The organism is Pseudonocardia asaccharolytica DSM 44247 = NBRC 16224 (genome assembly GCF_000423625.1).
Taxonomy (GTDB): Bacteria; Actinomycetota; Actinomycetes; order Mycobacteriales; family Pseudonocardiaceae; genus Pseudonocardia; species Pseudonocardia asaccharolytica.
This window is the reverse complement of the sequence record NZ_AUII01000018.1, coordinates 81,960-96,297: the sequence shown is the minus strand read 5'-3', so window position 1 is coordinate 96,297 and position 14,338 is coordinate 81,960. Positions and strand designations below refer to the sequence as shown.

At 68.6% G+C, this 14,338-nt stretch carries 16 protein-coding genes; 12 read left to right on the top strand and 4 right to left on the bottom strand.

The window, feature by feature from the left end:
• A partial coding sequence (locus tag G567_RS0117325) for a transposase (protein ID WP_028930977.1) occupies positions 1 to 250 on the bottom strand: 250 nt, incomplete at its 3' end.
• Positions 251 to 515: 265 nt separating this feature from the next.
• On the opposite strand from G567_RS0117325, the gene G567_RS0117320 reads away from it, so the two are divergent.
• The 3 genes from G567_RS0117320 to G567_RS0117310 all read left to right on the top strand — a co-directional run bounded on the left by G567_RS0117320 (position 516) and on the right by G567_RS0117310 (position 4,212).
• Entirely contained in the window at positions 516 to 1,622 is a 1,107-nt protein-coding gene (locus G567_RS0117320) for a DUF5677 domain-containing protein (protein ID WP_147201321.1), read from the top strand.
• A 111-nt stretch (positions 1,623 to 1,733) separates the two neighbouring features.
• Positions 1,734 to 2,900: a HEPN-associated N-terminal domain-containing protein gene (locus G567_RS0117315; protein WP_028930975.1), complete on the top strand. Its 1,167-nt coding sequence runs from the start codon at positions 1,734 to 1,736 to the stop codon at positions 2,898 to 2,900.
• Between the two features lie 712 nt (positions 2,901 to 3,612).
• Complete coding sequence (locus G567_RS0117310) at positions 3,613 to 4,212, top strand: HD domain-containing protein (protein WP_245585685.1); 600 nt, start codon at positions 3,613 to 3,615, stop codon at positions 4,210 to 4,212.
• Here G567_RS0117310 and G567_RS0117305 read toward each other — a convergent pair.
• The 3 genes from G567_RS0117305 to G567_RS29530 are packed head-to-tail and all read right to left on the bottom strand — an operon-like array spanning position 4,204 to position 5,935.
• Entirely contained in the window at positions 4,204 to 4,686 is a 483-nt protein-coding gene (locus G567_RS0117305) for an NUDIX hydrolase (protein ID WP_028930973.1), read from the bottom strand. The genes G567_RS0117310 and G567_RS0117305 overlap by 9 nt on opposite strands.
• A gap of 4 nt (positions 4,687 to 4,690) precedes the next feature.
• Positions 4,691 to 5,560 (bottom strand): helix-turn-helix domain-containing protein, encoded by an 870-nt coding sequence (locus G567_RS0117300; RefSeq protein ID WP_245585684.1) that lies wholly within the window; start codon positions 5,558 to 5,560, stop codon positions 4,691 to 4,693.
• 36 nt (positions 5,561 to 5,596) lie between these two features.
• The gene (locus tag G567_RS29530; RefSeq protein WP_051233220.1) at positions 5,597 to 5,935 is read right to left on the bottom strand and encodes a GntR family transcriptional regulator; all 339 of its coding nucleotides are present in this window, start codon (positions 5,933 to 5,935) and stop codon (positions 5,597 to 5,599) included.
• 115 nt (positions 5,936 to 6,050) lie between these two features.
• On the opposite strand from G567_RS29530, the gene G567_RS0117290 reads away from it, so the two are divergent.
• The 9 genes from G567_RS0117290 to G567_RS0117245 all read left to right on the top strand — a co-directional run bounded on the left by G567_RS0117290 (position 6,051) and on the right by G567_RS0117245 (position 14,301).
• Entirely contained in the window at positions 6,051 to 6,323 is a 273-nt protein-coding gene (locus tag G567_RS0117290; RefSeq protein ID WP_028930971.1) for a hypothetical protein, read from the top strand.
• Entirely contained in the window at positions 6,320 to 6,907 is a 588-nt protein-coding gene (locus G567_RS0117285; RefSeq protein WP_028930970.1) for a hypothetical protein, read from the top strand. The genes G567_RS0117290 and G567_RS0117285 overlap by 4 nt, the downstream gene beginning before the upstream one ends.
• Positions 6,904 to 7,242 (top strand): hypothetical protein, encoded by a 339-nt coding sequence (locus G567_RS29525; RefSeq protein ID WP_051233219.1) that lies wholly within the window; start codon positions 6,904 to 6,906, stop codon positions 7,240 to 7,242. The genes G567_RS0117285 and G567_RS29525 overlap by 4 nt, the downstream gene beginning before the upstream one ends.
• Positions 7,239 to 8,114, top strand: coding sequence for a hypothetical protein (locus G567_RS29520; RefSeq protein ID WP_051233218.1), 876 nt, complete (start codon positions 7,239 to 7,241; stop codon positions 8,112 to 8,114). Before G567_RS29525 ends, G567_RS29520 begins: the two co-directional genes overlap by 4 nt.
• The gene (locus G567_RS29515; protein ID WP_186814247.1) at positions 8,114 to 10,276 is read left to right on the top strand and encodes an ATP-binding protein; all 2,163 of its coding nucleotides are present in this window, start codon (positions 8,114 to 8,116) and stop codon (positions 10,274 to 10,276) included. Before G567_RS29520 ends, G567_RS29515 begins: the two co-directional genes overlap by 1 nt.
• A 266-nt stretch (positions 10,277 to 10,542) precedes the next feature.
• Positions 10,543 to 11,505, top strand: coding sequence for a bifunctional DNA primase/polymerase (locus G567_RS0117260; protein ID WP_028930969.1), 963 nt, complete (start codon positions 10,543 to 10,545; stop codon positions 11,503 to 11,505).
• Positions 11,502 to 12,644: an AAA family ATPase gene (locus G567_RS0117255; protein WP_028930968.1), complete on the top strand. Its 1,143-nt coding sequence runs from the start codon at positions 11,502 to 11,504 to the stop codon at positions 12,642 to 12,644. The genes G567_RS0117260 and G567_RS0117255 overlap by 4 nt, the downstream gene beginning before the upstream one ends.
• 98 nt (positions 12,645 to 12,742) lie before the next feature.
• On the top strand, positions 12,743 to 12,934 hold the full coding sequence (locus G567_RS0117250) for a helix-turn-helix transcriptional regulator (protein ID WP_028930967.1): 192 nt from the start codon (positions 12,743 to 12,745) through the stop codon (positions 12,932 to 12,934).
• Positions 12,934 to 14,301: a tyrosine-type recombinase/integrase gene (locus G567_RS0117245; protein WP_028930966.1), complete on the top strand. Its 1,368-nt coding sequence runs from the start codon at positions 12,934 to 12,936 to the stop codon at positions 14,299 to 14,301. Before G567_RS0117250 ends, G567_RS0117245 begins: the two co-directional genes overlap by 1 nt.
• Positions 14,302 to 14,338: the final 37 nt, after the last annotated feature.

The following is a 14,338-nucleotide window of genomic DNA, read 5'->3' as shown; positions in this document are numbered from 1 at the left end:
GGGAATTGCCGCTGCCGCGTCCGGCCGGGTCGTCGCGCTCGTAGCCCAGGTGGTGGGTCATCTCCGCCTGCAGGGCGCGTTCGAGCACCGCCTTGGTCATCAGGTTGAGCAGCCCGTCGGCGCCGTCGATCGGGGTGCCCGCGGCCTTCGCATCGGCCAGCAGCGCGTCGATCGCCGACGCGTCCAGCGCCTCGGCGAGCCGGCGGGCCGCCGCGGCCTCGGTGTCCGGAACGGATTGGTCCTTGCTCACGTGGGTGTCCTTCCCGGCCGCTGTGTCGATCACAGCAGCCGATCTTGGTCCACCCGCGGCTTACACCGTTCGCGTGACACGCCCCAGTCGGCCGCGATGTCACCTCCCCGGTCACTCGTATCAAGGCCCGTCAAGCCGCCGAAGTGACAGAGTCCCACGCCGAGGAAGCCGGCGATGCGAAGCAACGGGACGGGGAGCAGGTCGTACTCGTTTCTCCTTCACCGAAGCTCTACGGGCCAGCCTCACCGGACTAGAGTCGCCTGTTATGGCAGGTGAACGGCCCGACCGAGTGCCAGCGAGTTCGTTCGGACGAAAGAGCGTCTTCGGCGAGATTCTCGAGACGGCTGCTATCCAAGCGGTCGAGAGCGGGTTGCCCGAGGATGAAGCCGTCGAGGCTGCTATCAACGCCTTCTTCAAGGTAAAGTCTCAAATACGCAATCTCATTGTGAGGGACCTGCACATGTCAAAGGCTGCCATGCTGGAGGAGCAGGAGGGGTGGAGAAGAGAGCTCGAATCTGAGGTAGAACGTGACTATGGAACCGCATTTGCCAACTACGCCGCCGCCCTGAGGGTTTCCTACGAGATCGGATCGGGGTTGCATGAGGAGTACGTCAGAACCGGAGCAGCCGACGAGTATTCTCCAGCATGTCAGGTGCTCTTCTTGCTCCACGGGCGGGCGTGCACTGTTGCGGGGGAAGTCCTGCATCTCCTGCGGGGTGGATACGCCGACGGGGCAAATGCGCGCCACCGAACTCTGCACGAGTTGGCGACGGTCATCGATATCCTGTCCGGTGAAGGGCGCGAAGAGTTGGCGGCGCGTTACATCGCGTACGCAGCGGTGGAGCGATACAAGGACATGGTCGAGTATCAGCAGAATTGTGAACGATTGGGCTATACGCCCTACGGTGCGGACGCGCTCCTCGAAGCTAAGCAAGAGTACGAGGCGGCCTTGGAGAAGTACGGCCCGAAGTTCCGCAAGAGGAATCAGTGGGCGGCTCCGCTATTCCCGCCAGGAGTAGATATCTCCATCGCGAGTCTCGAGCAGCTGGTCGGTCTGTCCCACAAGAGGCCGTTCTACTCGAATGCTAATCACCAGGTGCACGCCGGGCCACGCGCGGCGCTAATGAACCTCCACCGGAGGGGCATGGTCTCATACATTGGTGTAGGCGCCCGATCTGGGGAAAGTGTCGGAGAAATTGCACACGGGACGCTGATTCATCTGTTGCATTGCACGGCCTGTCTCGTGACTCGGGTACATGAGGCGACCGACACTAACCTAGACGACGTTATGGGAATCGAGGTCCTGCGAGAACTCGTCGCGGATGCAGGTAAGTCTTTTCATCGCGCTTCCGCGAGGATGACTGGTACATAGCAGGGCAGGCCGTAGTCGTCGCAGGAGCGGGTCCGGCGTGCGGTCGAGTATTTGGGAGTCGTTTTGAGTCAAGTAAAGCGTGCAATGGAGGAGGCTTGGGAGCGAGGGTGGGTGTCTACGGACAAGTACGTGTGCAAGGACTGTGTTAATGACGAGGCGCTGGTGCGCCTTGTGGTTGACTCGGTCGAAGATATGGAATGTACCTACTGTGGCCGGCTGGCTGATGAGCCCATCGCGGCACCCCTCGATGTCCTCACGGAGGCCATAGTCGACGGGTTATCGACGGAATACGAGGACCCGATTGAGCAGGTTTCGTATGTGAGTCGCGAGGGTGGTTATCAGATGCCACATCAAGATACGTACGACCTCCTCCAAGAGTTGGAGGTGGTCAACGACTTTGATTTGATTGTTGATCTGGCGAATGCTATAGAGACTCAGTTGTGGTGCCAACGAGATCCATATCGACCGTCCCCGCACGATGCCCTCCGGTGGGGATGGTCGGGGTTTCGAGAGCATGTGATGCACAAGAGGCGCTACACATTCCTCCTTGCCGATCCTGCAGCGCAGGAGCAGCGGGATTATGGCGAGATTCCGCCTGAGGATATGCTCCACGCACTGGCGCGAGCGATCAGGGCTGGCGACCTCGTGACGGTACTCCCTGCTGGCACCGAGTTAGTGCGTGCTCGCGTCCACCCTCCTGCCCAGCAACCCAGTACGGCGGCGGAGATCGGATCGCCACCCGGCAGGGTTGCTAAGACGAACCGAATGACGGCGGCGGGCATAAGCGGCTTTTATGGTGCATTCTCGGAGCAGTGTGCTCTAGCGGAAGTTGCTGGCTACGCTGGGAACGATGATCATGTAACGCTCGGAACATTCGTAACGGCGCGGGACATGCTGGTCGTCGACCTGGTCAATCTGCCGGCGGCCCCCTCGCTGTTCGACGAGTCACGACGTCATCTCCGGCCCGCTATTCGGTTTTTGCGAGACTTTGCAGCCGACGTTGCGAATGTTGCACAGCCGGACGACAAGGAGCACTTGGACTACGTGCCAACCCAGGTAGTTGCGGAATATCTGCGGATGCAATTCGCGCACCCTGGCGGGCCAATTAGAGGCGTGATGTGGGGTTCCAGCAGGATGCCTGACGAGCAGGCAATCGTCCTTTTTGTGGATCATGATGAGTGTGTTGACGAGTACGATGGCTGGAAGGAGAGCGGGGCGCATTGGGTTGCCCTTCGTGCAGGCTCGCTTCGCAGGGTCGAGAGCCTGTTGTTGAGATGAAACAAAGGAACGCTGACGCGACCCACTCGGCGGATATATGCATGGGTCCGTTGTGAGTATTGATTGGGGATCGGTCCCAGACTGGCTCGCCGGTATAGGGGCGGTCCTTGCATTGATCTTTGCGGCAGCAGCCGCCAAGGCGGCGTGGGCTGCAAATAAGGTGCAGGCGCGGCAACTTGCACGATTGGATCAGGTCGACCTAGACAATCGAGCCTCAGAGGAGCGTGCGCAGGCGAGCAAAATAGCGGCTTGGATTCGTATGGTTGAATCCGGAGCGCCGGCCGTGGTCTGCTTCAATGGTAGCGCGCTTCCTATATATCGGCTCAAGATTTTCCCAGTTCTTCACGGTGAGGAGATGCTGGATCGGGGAGTAACCTACTCGGTCAAAGGTCCAGATTCGTCGCCGCGAGTGCTCGACCATGCTACGAGCGTGATTAAGGCTGCATTTGTAGAGCGCGGCCCGGCGAACGATGAAGGGGGTGGACTGGATTGGGGCGATCTTTACGCTGAAGGACGGATTTCTGTGTCGATATCCTTCGTCGACAGTGCCGGTCGAAGTTGGAGGCGGGGGGTCGCTGGTAGGTTGGAGAGGAACGGGCCCGATCCTGCGGAGGCTGAGAGTGGTTGATGATGGCAGCTGGCTGCACAAGTGCTCAAAGCCTTCGGCTCGATGCGCGGTAATCCTCAGCTTCTCTTCTGTGGTGAGCATTAAATGATGAAGGACGATCCGCGTCCATCTGAATCTGACAGCCGCAACGTTCTGGAACTCGTGCTCAATGCGCGTCAATTGGCTGCGGAACTGGTCGGGCCTCTCGGGACGCGGTGGCTGCACGTGAAGGCTGTTGCAAAGTGTGCGACCGAGGTTGGTCGGGAGTTTGTTGGAGAAGAGATGCGTGCAGTTCTTGTCACAGCGGCGTGGCTGCACGACATCGGCTACTCGCCCGAGATCGGGCACACCCGCTTCCACCCCCTCGACGGTGCCCGGTACCTGCGCGATGAGGGCTGGCCGGAGACAATCGTTAATCTCGTGGCCCACCACTCCGGCGCCCGCTTCGAGGCGGAGCAGCGCGGCTTGGCCGCAGAGCTGGCGGAGTTCCCATTCCCTGACGGGCCGCTGCTGGACGCGCTCGCGCTCGCAGATCTGACGACGGGGCCCTCGGGGGAGCGGCTGACGTACGACGAGCGGATCGCGGAGATCCTGCGCCGGTACCCCGAGGATGATCCGGTCCACCGGGCGTGGCTCACGGCTGCGCCCGTGCTGCGGGAGTCGGTGCAGCGGGCGGAGGCTCGCTTGGCGGCTGGATCAGCCTAGGTACGGTTCCGTCCGCTGCTCGTCGAGCGCGTGGTCGACTCGCCGCCGCATGGACGGGTGGATGCTCAGGCCGGGGACGTCGGCCGGCTCGACCCACACGGCGGCTTTGGTCTCGGTTCCGTCCTCGCGGGGTGTCTCGGACTCGTCGAGTGGGACGGCGTGGAAGCAGAGTGAGAACTGCTGGCGAACCTCGCCGTCGTCGTAGGCCATGACGTGCTTCGGATCGGTGTAGGTGCCGACGAGCCCAGTCACCCTTACGTTTATCCCGGTCTCTTCGCGGACCTCGCGCACGGCCGTGTCGGTGATGCTCTCGCCCGGGTCGTGGCCACCGCCCGGCAGTGCCCAGTAGCCGTTGTCGATTTTGTGGATGAGGAGCAGCCGGCCCACGCTGTCTCGAACCGCCACCGTCACGGAAGGGACGACGCTGTTGATGGCCGGCGCCTGTGGGTCGTCGTAGTAGTCGATGCGGCCCATTGGCCTACCTTCCCGCAGGTTCCGGCTGGGCGACATCCCAGACGCGTTCGAATGACCGCATGTAGTGCTCCCAGAGCGTCCCGTCGGGGACGCGACGGACGTGCAGCATGGGGTTCTGGCCGGCCAGAGAGCCGAACGCGTGGCCGTTGATGAGCGCCTGGTCGTCGAACCGGTAGATCGAGTTGTAGAGGATCGTGCCGTGGGTTCGGACCTCGACGCCGGGTAGGCCGGCGATGTCCTGGAGGTAGCGGCGCATCATCTGAATGCGCCCCTCCAGTCCGCCGGTGGTGCCTTCCTCGACGGCGCGCTGAATGACGGCCGGCGAGGTCTCGTCGCCGACGACGAAACGGAAGCGGACGCCTTCCGCGGCCTTCGAGCGGACCACGGGCAGGATGTTGTGCTGCTCCACGAGGAACTGTCCGGAAAATACGAGGACGTCCATCGCCTCGGCGACTCCCTGGATGAGGTCGGTCCAGAGCGAGAACGGGACGGCTGAGCGGGACGGGTAGAGATGGACCAGCTCGGCCACGCCCGTCGTCGCCGCTCCGTTCTGGCGAGGGCCGGCCGGCCAGAGGTGGCCTTCCTCGACGCGGAGGAGCGCGGCAACCTGCTGGCGAGTCGTCCGGTGCGGCCGGCGCGCATCGCTGTAGACCCACCGCTCGACGGTCTTGGGGTCGACGGACACCCTGACCGAGAGCTGCTCGATGGTCAGGCCGGCCGCGTCGAGCGCGGCGCGGAGTCGGTCGTTCGGCACACGATCATCATCCACATCTCGGGACGTTTCCGGGACGCTTTCGCCGAAGTCGACACGTCCGGGACGTCTGGAAACGGCCTGTGAAGTGCGGTGTTGACGTCCAAGGATCCGCGGTCCCATGTAGTCATGAACTTCACCGACCGGCCCGACCGACGCTCAGCGGTGCTGCGTCTCCTCGACCGCGGCGACACGTTCGCGAAGCTCGGCCACCTCTCGGCGCAGCTCCTCGACTGTGGCAGCGAGGTCGGTTGGGGCGTCGCCCGGCAGGGCGCGGACGAACGTGCCACGTCCGCTGGCGGACTCCAGGACGCCTTCGTACTGGAGCTCCTTCACCGCGGCGTGGACGGTCAGCTCGGCGACGGCGTGCTGAGCGGCGAGGCTCCGGAGGGACGGGATCTTTTCGCCGACGGCGTACTCGCCAGAGCGGATCCGCGCCAGGATGTCGGCCTTGACCTGCGCGCTGAGCGATACAGCGCTATTCGGATCGATCGCCACCGCGCCAGGCTACCGGCCGCCTGAGCCACCACATAGCACCGCAAACGCAGCCTTGACAGCACCAAGCACCACAGGGCACCTTAAGGTGCACTGTGGCGATGATGGAGGAGGATTCGTGAACGTCCATGACCTGCACACCGGGGACGGCCAGTACGTCGACCACGACGATGTCTGGGCTCCGGACGGACTGACCCCAGCGGCCGTCGATCTGATCGAGGCCGAGGTATTCGCCGCCGCCACTCGTGAGCGGCAGACCGAGCCGACGTCGTGGCTGGCAATGACCGAGGACGAGCGCGCGACGGTCCGTCCGCGGTGTGCCCTGCACGCTGTCCCGGCGCGGACGGCCACCCGGTCCGCGCTCCTGGTCCGCGGCGGTGAGGCGGCGTGATCAGACACCTGGCGATCGCCGTGTGCGATGTTTGCGGGGCGGAGATGCGCAGCGACCAGGCCCAGGCCGTGGCAGTCATCGCGACGGCTCTGAGCGCCGGCTGGTCGCGCCGGCTGTCCGGGCGCCTGCTCTGCCCTGGCTGCACCGAGCGGGCTCTGTGCGCTACCTCCGGGCACGACTACGGCGCGGAGCCCGGCAAGGCGTGGAAGGCGTGCGCGTGTGACGGCGGGCTGCCGGCGCACTCGTCGCACGAGCCGTGGCAGGACCCCACGACGTGGGACGGGTGCGGGTGGGAGTGGCGGATTTGCCTGGGCTGCGACCACATCGACGAGCGTCACGCCACGGTCGCCACCCACGCCGCCCGGCGGGCCGACGACGCGGCTGCCGATGCCTACCTCGCCGCCCTGGAGCGCGGCGAGATCCCGACGCAGGCACGAACGGAGGACCAGCCCGGCGACGGGTTCTTGGCGGAAGCGGCCGCCGGGCTGGATCTCCCCGGTCACCAGCAGGAGAACAGGGAGAACGCGATGGTAGAGGGCACGACGGGCACGCAGCGCCCGCACACGGCAGGGGACCGACGATGACCCCCGGGCAGACGGCCGCCGTACTGGCCGGGGTCGCGCTCGTCGGCCTCGTCGCCCTGTGGCGAGCCGGCGCGAGCGCAGGACGTCGGCAGCAGGCGCGCGCCGGATACGGGTCGGGCCGCGTCTCTGGAGGTTCGGGGCGGGCGCTCGTGATCGCCGGGCTCGTCACCGGAGTGCAGTGGGCGGTCACGGCCTCCGGCGCTCCGGCGTGGGCGGTGGCGTTGGTCCTCGGACTGCCGGCGCTGCTCCTGGGCGCGGCGGTGGCCCGGTTCTCCTCGGTTCCGCGTACGTCGATCCCGCAGATGCAGCGCTACCAGGGTGGTGACTGGCGATGACCACGTCGAACGGGACCGCAGGCCGGGTGGCGAGGCTCGCCGCGGAGGCCGACGAGGCTGCCGGGGTCCGAGAGCTGACGACGAACCCCGACGTCGTCGCGCTGCGGGTCGAGAAGATCCGCTCGCAGGTCGACATGCTGCTGTGGGCCGGCATCGTCCTCGGCCTGGCCTTCACGATGGTCAACGTCCAGACCTTCGCCGCTGCCGGCGCGGAGTCGTTCTCGGCGGCCTGGTGGGTCGCGTGGCTGCTCGACCCGATGGTGTCGCTGGTCCTGCTCGCGGTTCTGCGGGCCGAGCAGGTCACGGCGCGGTACCAGGTGTCCTTGCCGATCTGGGCGCGGCGCACCAAGTGGCTCACGTTCGCCGCGACCTACGTCATGAACACCTGGACCTCCTGGGGGCTCGCAGACGCACCGTTCTCCGCGTCCGGCGTGGTGCTGCACTCGGTCCCACCGCTGGTCGTGTTCGCGACCGCGGAGACCGGCCCCGGCCTGCGTGACCGCCTCACCGAGGCCGTCCACCGGGCGATGTCCGCTCACCAGCGGCCGGGCGCCGAGGAGACCGGGCCCCGAGACCTGCCGGTCCTCGACGAGCCCGTCGCGCCGGCCCAGATCGAACCGGCCCCGGTCAGGCCGGTCCGGCGAGCCCGCCCACGCAGGGCGGCACCGCGGCCGAGGCGGCTGCTGGCGGACTACCTCGACCAGGCCCGGGCGGAGCTCCGCCGGGCGGAGGAGGCCGGCGAGCAGATCGACCCGTCTCCCGCGTGGTGCCGGCGCGCGACCGGTTGCTCCGCCGGCACCTCGGTGAAGCTCGCTGCGGCCCTGCGCGCGCCCGCCCCGACCACGATCACCGAGCGGCAGGAGGCTGCCTGATGACCACCGCCTCGTTCACCGACGACCACCACGACGACGGGCACGGCAACGTCGTCCCGCTGCACCCGAGCCCGGTTCGAACCGGCGACGTGATCGACGGCGAGGTCGTCCCGGTCGAGACGGCCTCGGCCGGCCTGGTGCGGCGTGCGGGCGCCGCCGCGCAACGGCGCACCGTGCACCTGATCACGACGCTGCGCACCTCGCCGCGACCCGTGCAGGGCGCTCGCCTGCTGGCGCGCAACGGGTTCACGATCGTCCAGGGGATCGAGTCGTGGGGCCGCCGCGCCTGGGACGCGTCGACGCTCGGTGTCTACCGTCGCCAGATCCGCGCCGCCGAGGCGGTTGGCGACCAGCAGCGCCTTGCGGAGTGGCTGGAGCGCAAGGAGGCCACAGCCGCACGACGCCACGCCTGGGTCATGGACGCCCCGGCGGTGGTCGCGGTGGCGGGCCGGGTCGCGCTCGGTGCGGCGGCCGGCGTCGCCCTGCTCGTGCTCGCCCTGGCGGGCGCGGTCCAGCTATCCGGGGCAGGGGAGTTCACCGCGGTCATCACCGGCTTCATGAACGTCATCCGCTGGTCGTTCACGGCCGTCGCCGCGATCTGGACTCCGGTCGTCATGGCCCTGCCCGTGCTCCTCGTCCTCGCCGCCTGGCGCGAGGGGCGGCGCCGGGGCCGCGCACCGGCCTGGCTCGCCACGGCGGCCGAGGCGGACAGCGACGCGACGATCGACGAGACGACGATCGCCCGGGCGCTCTCCGCGCTGCGGATCTCCCAGATCAGCGCCTACCTCAAGGAGGGCATGCCCCTCCAATTCCTCACGCCGGCCCGCGTCGACGGCCGAGGAACCCACGCCGTGATCCGCTTGCCTGCCGGCGTGACCGCCGAGAAGATCGCCCGTCGCCGCGCTGACCTCGCGACCGGCCTGCACCGGCTCGCCAAGGAGGTCTGGCCGACCACCGGCGCCGAGGCCGGGATCCTCGACCTCTGGGTCGCCGACAAGGGCGCACTCGCCGAGGGAGCCGGCCCGTACCCGCTCCTCGAGGACGGCACGGTCGACGTGTTCAAGGGCGTCCCGTTCGGGCGGACGCTGCGCGGCACGCCGCTGACCGCCCCCCTGATGGAGCGCAACACCCTGACCGGCGGGATGCCCGGTCAGGGAAAGTCCTCGGCGGCCCGCGCTCTGATGGCCGGCGCCGCGCTCGACCCCACGGCCGAGCTGCGGATCTGGGTGCCGGACGCCAACTTCGACTTCGAGGCGTTCAAGCCACGGTGCTCGCGCTACGTGATGGGTGCCGAGGACGAGAAGATCGCCGAGATCCTGGAGCATCTGCGCGAGCTGCACGCCGAGGTGCAGACCCGCGGTGAGCTGCTGGTCCGCTACGAAATCCCGGCGGTCACCCGGGAGTACGCCTCCAAGGGCGTCGGTCTGCACCCGCTGTTCGGGCTGCTGGAGGAGGCGCACGTCGCCATCCAGCACTCCACCCACGGTGCGGAGATCGCCAAGCTCCTCGTGGACATCGTGCGGTTGGGTCGCAAGCGTGGGATCCACCTGATCGTCTCGACGCAGGCGCCGACGAAGGACTCGATGCCTCGCGACGTCACCCGCAACTGCTCCAACGGCGTCGCGTTCGCCGTCGGGGACCACGTCGCCAACGACGCGCTGCTCGGCCAGGGCGCCTACACCGCCGGCCACCGGGCGACCGAGCTGATTCCCGGCACCGACCGCGGGACGGCGGTCGTCAAGGGCTTCAACGGCCAGCGCAGCGAGATCGTCCAGGTCTACTACCTCGACGTCTCGCGCGAGCACGACCAGGTCACCCCGATCATCCGCCGGTCGCTGGACGCCATCGCCCGGGCCGGGAAGCCGCTGCCGGGATCCGGCACGACCGCGCCGGTCCCGACCGAGCGGGACCTTCTGGAGGACCTCGACGCCGTGCTCGGTGACCAGCCGGTTCCGATCGCCGACGTGCCGGCGTTGCTGGCCGCCTACGCGCCCGGGTGGGCTCCGTACCGCGGCCTGACCGGGAAGGCGCTGCGCGGTGTCCTGGCGGCCGAGCACGGGATCAAGGTGCCCTCCACAGGGAACCGCTGGCCGCTCGATCCGATGACCGTGCGTCACGAGTTGGCGCGTCGAGCCACGGACGACCTCGACGACGGAGCCTGACCTCCACCGGCGCCGAGTGAGTCTCCGGACTGTGCCCCGAGGACCGCCAGATCAGGCGCTCCAGGCCGCCAGCCGGACCGGACCTCACTCGGCTCACTTCCTCACTCGTCGCAGATCAGCAGGCCAGAGTCGTGCTCGATGCGGCGAGTGAAAAACCTAACCCGATCCTGCCCACCTCACTGGCCCACCTCACCCGCTGCACGGCCTGATCCGACACCCGTACCGGGTGCGCGGAGCGGTCGATCCATGTCTCGAACAGGAGCACCATGACCACGCACAGTGATCAGACCGCCTCGCTGCTCGCCGCCGCCCTCGACGCCGCCGGCCGGGGCTGGCCGGTCTTCCCGCTCCGGCCCGGCGTCAAGCGCCCGGCCCTGCACGGCCGCGACCGCTGCCCCGGCACCGGTCCGTGCGCCGGTGGACACCAGGGATGGGAGCAGCGCGCCACGACCGATCCCGACCGCATCCGGCGCGCCTGGGCGGAGCAGCCCTTCAATGTCGGCCTGGCGACCGGGCCGGCCGGGCTGCTCGTGGTCGACCTGGACACCCCGAGCACGGGGGAGCTGACCCCCGACCCCTGGTCCGCGCGTCGCGTCTCCGACGGGGCTGGCGTGCTCGCGGCGCTCGCCGCCGAGCACGCCCAGCCGGTACCGGCGACCCGGACCGTCTGCACCCCGACCGGCGGGTCTCACCTGTACTTCCGGGCGCCGGCCGGGAGCCACCTCCGCAACACCGCGGGGGACCAGGGGAGCGGGCTCGGCTGGAAGATCGACACCCGCGCACACGGCGGTTACGTCGTCGCCGCAGGCTCGCGAGTCGGGAACACCACGTACCGGCTCGTCGACGACCGGGACCCGGCCGAGCTGCCCGGGTGGATCCTCGACCGCCTGCGCCCGCCGCCGCCCCCTCCCGTCCCGGTGGGTCCGATCTGGACCGGGCGTGGGCGCCGGGACCGGTACCTCGACGTCGCGCTGAGGGCTGAAACAGCGCGGGTGACGGAGGCGCGACCGTCGCAGCGCAACGCCTGCCTCTACGTCGCCGCCGTCGCCCTCGGCCAGCTCGTCGCCGGTGGCTCGCTCGCCGAGGCGGAGGCGCGCGCTGCCCTGCTCGGTGCGAGCGCCGGGCATGTCGCGCTCGGCGCCTACAGCCGGCGCCAGGCCGAGCAGACGATCACCTCCGGTCTGCGGGCCGGGGCCAAGCGACCCCGCCGGATCGAGGACGCCGCGTGAACACCCACCCTGCCCCGGGCCCTCACCCGCACCCGCCTCCGAACGGCCCGCAGACGGCCGTACAGGGCGCACAGAGCGCCCACGTGCCGAGCCCGGACCGCCGTCCGCTCGAAGCCGTCCCCCCACCTCGCCGGACCGCTTGGGAGGCCACCGACCTGATGAACATGACGTTCCCGGAACCGCGCTGGGCCGTGCCCGGTCTGGTCTGCGAGGGAGTCACCCTCCTCGCCGGCCCGCCGAAGGTCGGCAAGTCGTGGCTCTCGCTGAATCTCGCGCTCGACATCGCCGCCGGCCGGCCCGCGCTGGGCTCGATCGAGGTCGAGCCGGGCCCGGTGCTCTACCTCGCGCTGGAGGACACTCCGCGCCGGCTCCAGTCCCGGATGCGGACCGTCCTCGCCGACCGACCGGCGCCGGAGGGGCTGACGCTCTCGATCGCGTGCGAGCCGATGCCGGCGGGCGGCGACGAGCAGATCGACGCGTGGCTGACAGCGAACCCCGGCGCGCGTCTCGTCGTGATCGACGTCTTCGCCAAGGTCCGCGGGTCGGCCCCGGCCGGCGTCGCGGCGTACGACGCAGACTACAGCGCGATGGGCCGGATCAAGCGGGTGGCGGACCGGCACGGCGTCGCCATCCTGCTCATCCACCACGTCCGTAAGGCCGCTGCCGAGGACTTCCTGGCCACGGTCTCCGGCACCAACGGCCTGGCCGGCGCCGCCGACGCCGTGCTGGTCCTGGAACGGGCGCGCGCACAAGCGGACGGCGTGCTGCACGTGACCGGCCGTGACGTCGACGAGACGGACTACCCACTCGCCTTCCACGCCGAGCGCGGTGCGTGGGAAGTGCTCGACGGCCGGGCGAGCGACTACCTGCTCCGCGACACCCGCTCGCAGGTCATCCGCTACGTGCGGGACTACCCCGGGCAGAAGCCCAAGCAGATCGCCGAGGCGCTTCAGATCGAGGCCGGCACGGTCCGCCAGACCGTCCGGCGGATGGTCGACGACGGTCAGCTCCGCGCCGCACCCGGCGGCTACTACTTCCCGGCCGGTGACAGCGGTGACGGCGGTGACGACCCAGCCGACGAGCCGCTGTCGCTGCTGTCACCGCGTCACTCCGGCGAGCCGTTGCCGGACCCCGGGTGATCCGTCACCTCGTCACAGACCGCCTCTCACCAGCTCAGATCCGCCGTGACAGCCCAGTGACGACCTGACCGGTGTCACCCCTGCCCGAGGAGAACGAATTGAGCCGGCCACCCGCCCGCCTCACCGTCGCCGACCTCTGCGCCGAGCTCGGCATCTCTCGCTCCACCTTCTACGACTGGCGCGCCAAGGGGCGCGCTCCGCGTTGCATCAAGCTCCCCAACGGTGAGATCCGCATCCGCCGGACTGACTTCGAAGCGTGGCTCGACAGCCTCGAAGAGGCGGCTGCCTAATGCAGACGACGTACGACGTCCGCATCTGGAAGATCGACGTCTATAAGGGCAAGACCACGACCGCCTACACGGTGCTGTGGCGGGTCGGAGCCCGGCGCTGGAAGAAGCGCTTCAAGACGAAGGCGCTGGCGGACAGCTACCGCGCTGATCTCCTCAGCGCCGCCCGCCGCGGGGAGGCATTCGACCTCGATACCGGCCTGCCTGTTTCAGCTGCTCGTCCGACCCAGTCGATCACCTGGCTCGATTTCGCCTGCGACTACATCGACATGAAGTGGCCGAGGGCGGCTGCCACGTACCGCCGAAGCCTCTCCGAGGCTCTCACCGCAATCACGCCGGCCATGCTCGACGGGAGGCTCGACGGCCGCCCTGACGACGTTGCCGTGCGGCGTGTCCTGCACCGGTGGGCCTTCAACACCCTCCGACGTGACGAGTGCCCGCCGGAGGCAGCCGCGGACCTGCGATGGCTGAAACAGCACGCGCTGCCGGTCGGCCGGCTATCCGAGCGCGCGGTCCTGCGGCGGGTGCTCGACACGATCGCGGTCCGGGTCGATGGCAAGCCGGCGGCTGCGAGCGTGGTCAGCAAGCGGCGTCGTGTGCTCTTCAACGTGATCGAGTACGCGGTCGAGCGCGAGCTGCTGGCGACGAACCCCCTACCGGCCTTCAAGTGGACGGCGCCGAAGGCTCCGACGGGAGTGGACCGGCGGACCGTCGTCAATCCGGTGCAGGCCCGAACGCTCCTCTCGGCGGTCGGCGAGACGATGCGGAGCGGGCCTCAGCTCGTCGCCTTCTTCGCCCTCATGTACTTCGCGGCGCTGCGCCCCGAGGAGGCGGCGAACGTTCGCGAACGCAATCTCTCGCTTCCTGCTGAGGGGTGGGGCGACATCCTCATCGACAGCGCGACGCCGCACGCCGGCGCGAACTGGACCGACGACGGGTGTCAACGGGACCGTCGGCAGTTGAAGAACCGGGCCAGGGGAGAGGTCCGCGCGGTGCCGTGCCCACCAGAGCTGACCGCCCACTTGAACGCCCACCTCAGGCGGTTCGGGAGCGGCGCTGACGGCCGTCTGTTCCGAGGAGAGAGGGCCGATGAGCTGCCGAAGCTCACATACATGCGGACCTGGCGTGCCGCCCGCCGTCGAGCCTTCACCCCGGAGGTCGCTGCCGGCCCGCTCGCTGCGACCCCCTACGCGCTCCGCCACGCCTGCGTCTCGACGTGGCTCAACGGAGGCGTCCCAGCGACCCAGGTTGCCGAGTGGGCTGGGCACTCTGTGGAGGTGCTGTTGAAGGTCTACGCGAAGACGCTGGACGGTCAGGACGCGCTCGCTCGCCGCCGGGTCCTCGACGCGCTCGGTGTCGCGAGCGGATAGCTCCCGCCTGTAGGTGCGGCCCCGTCCCAGATCGGGA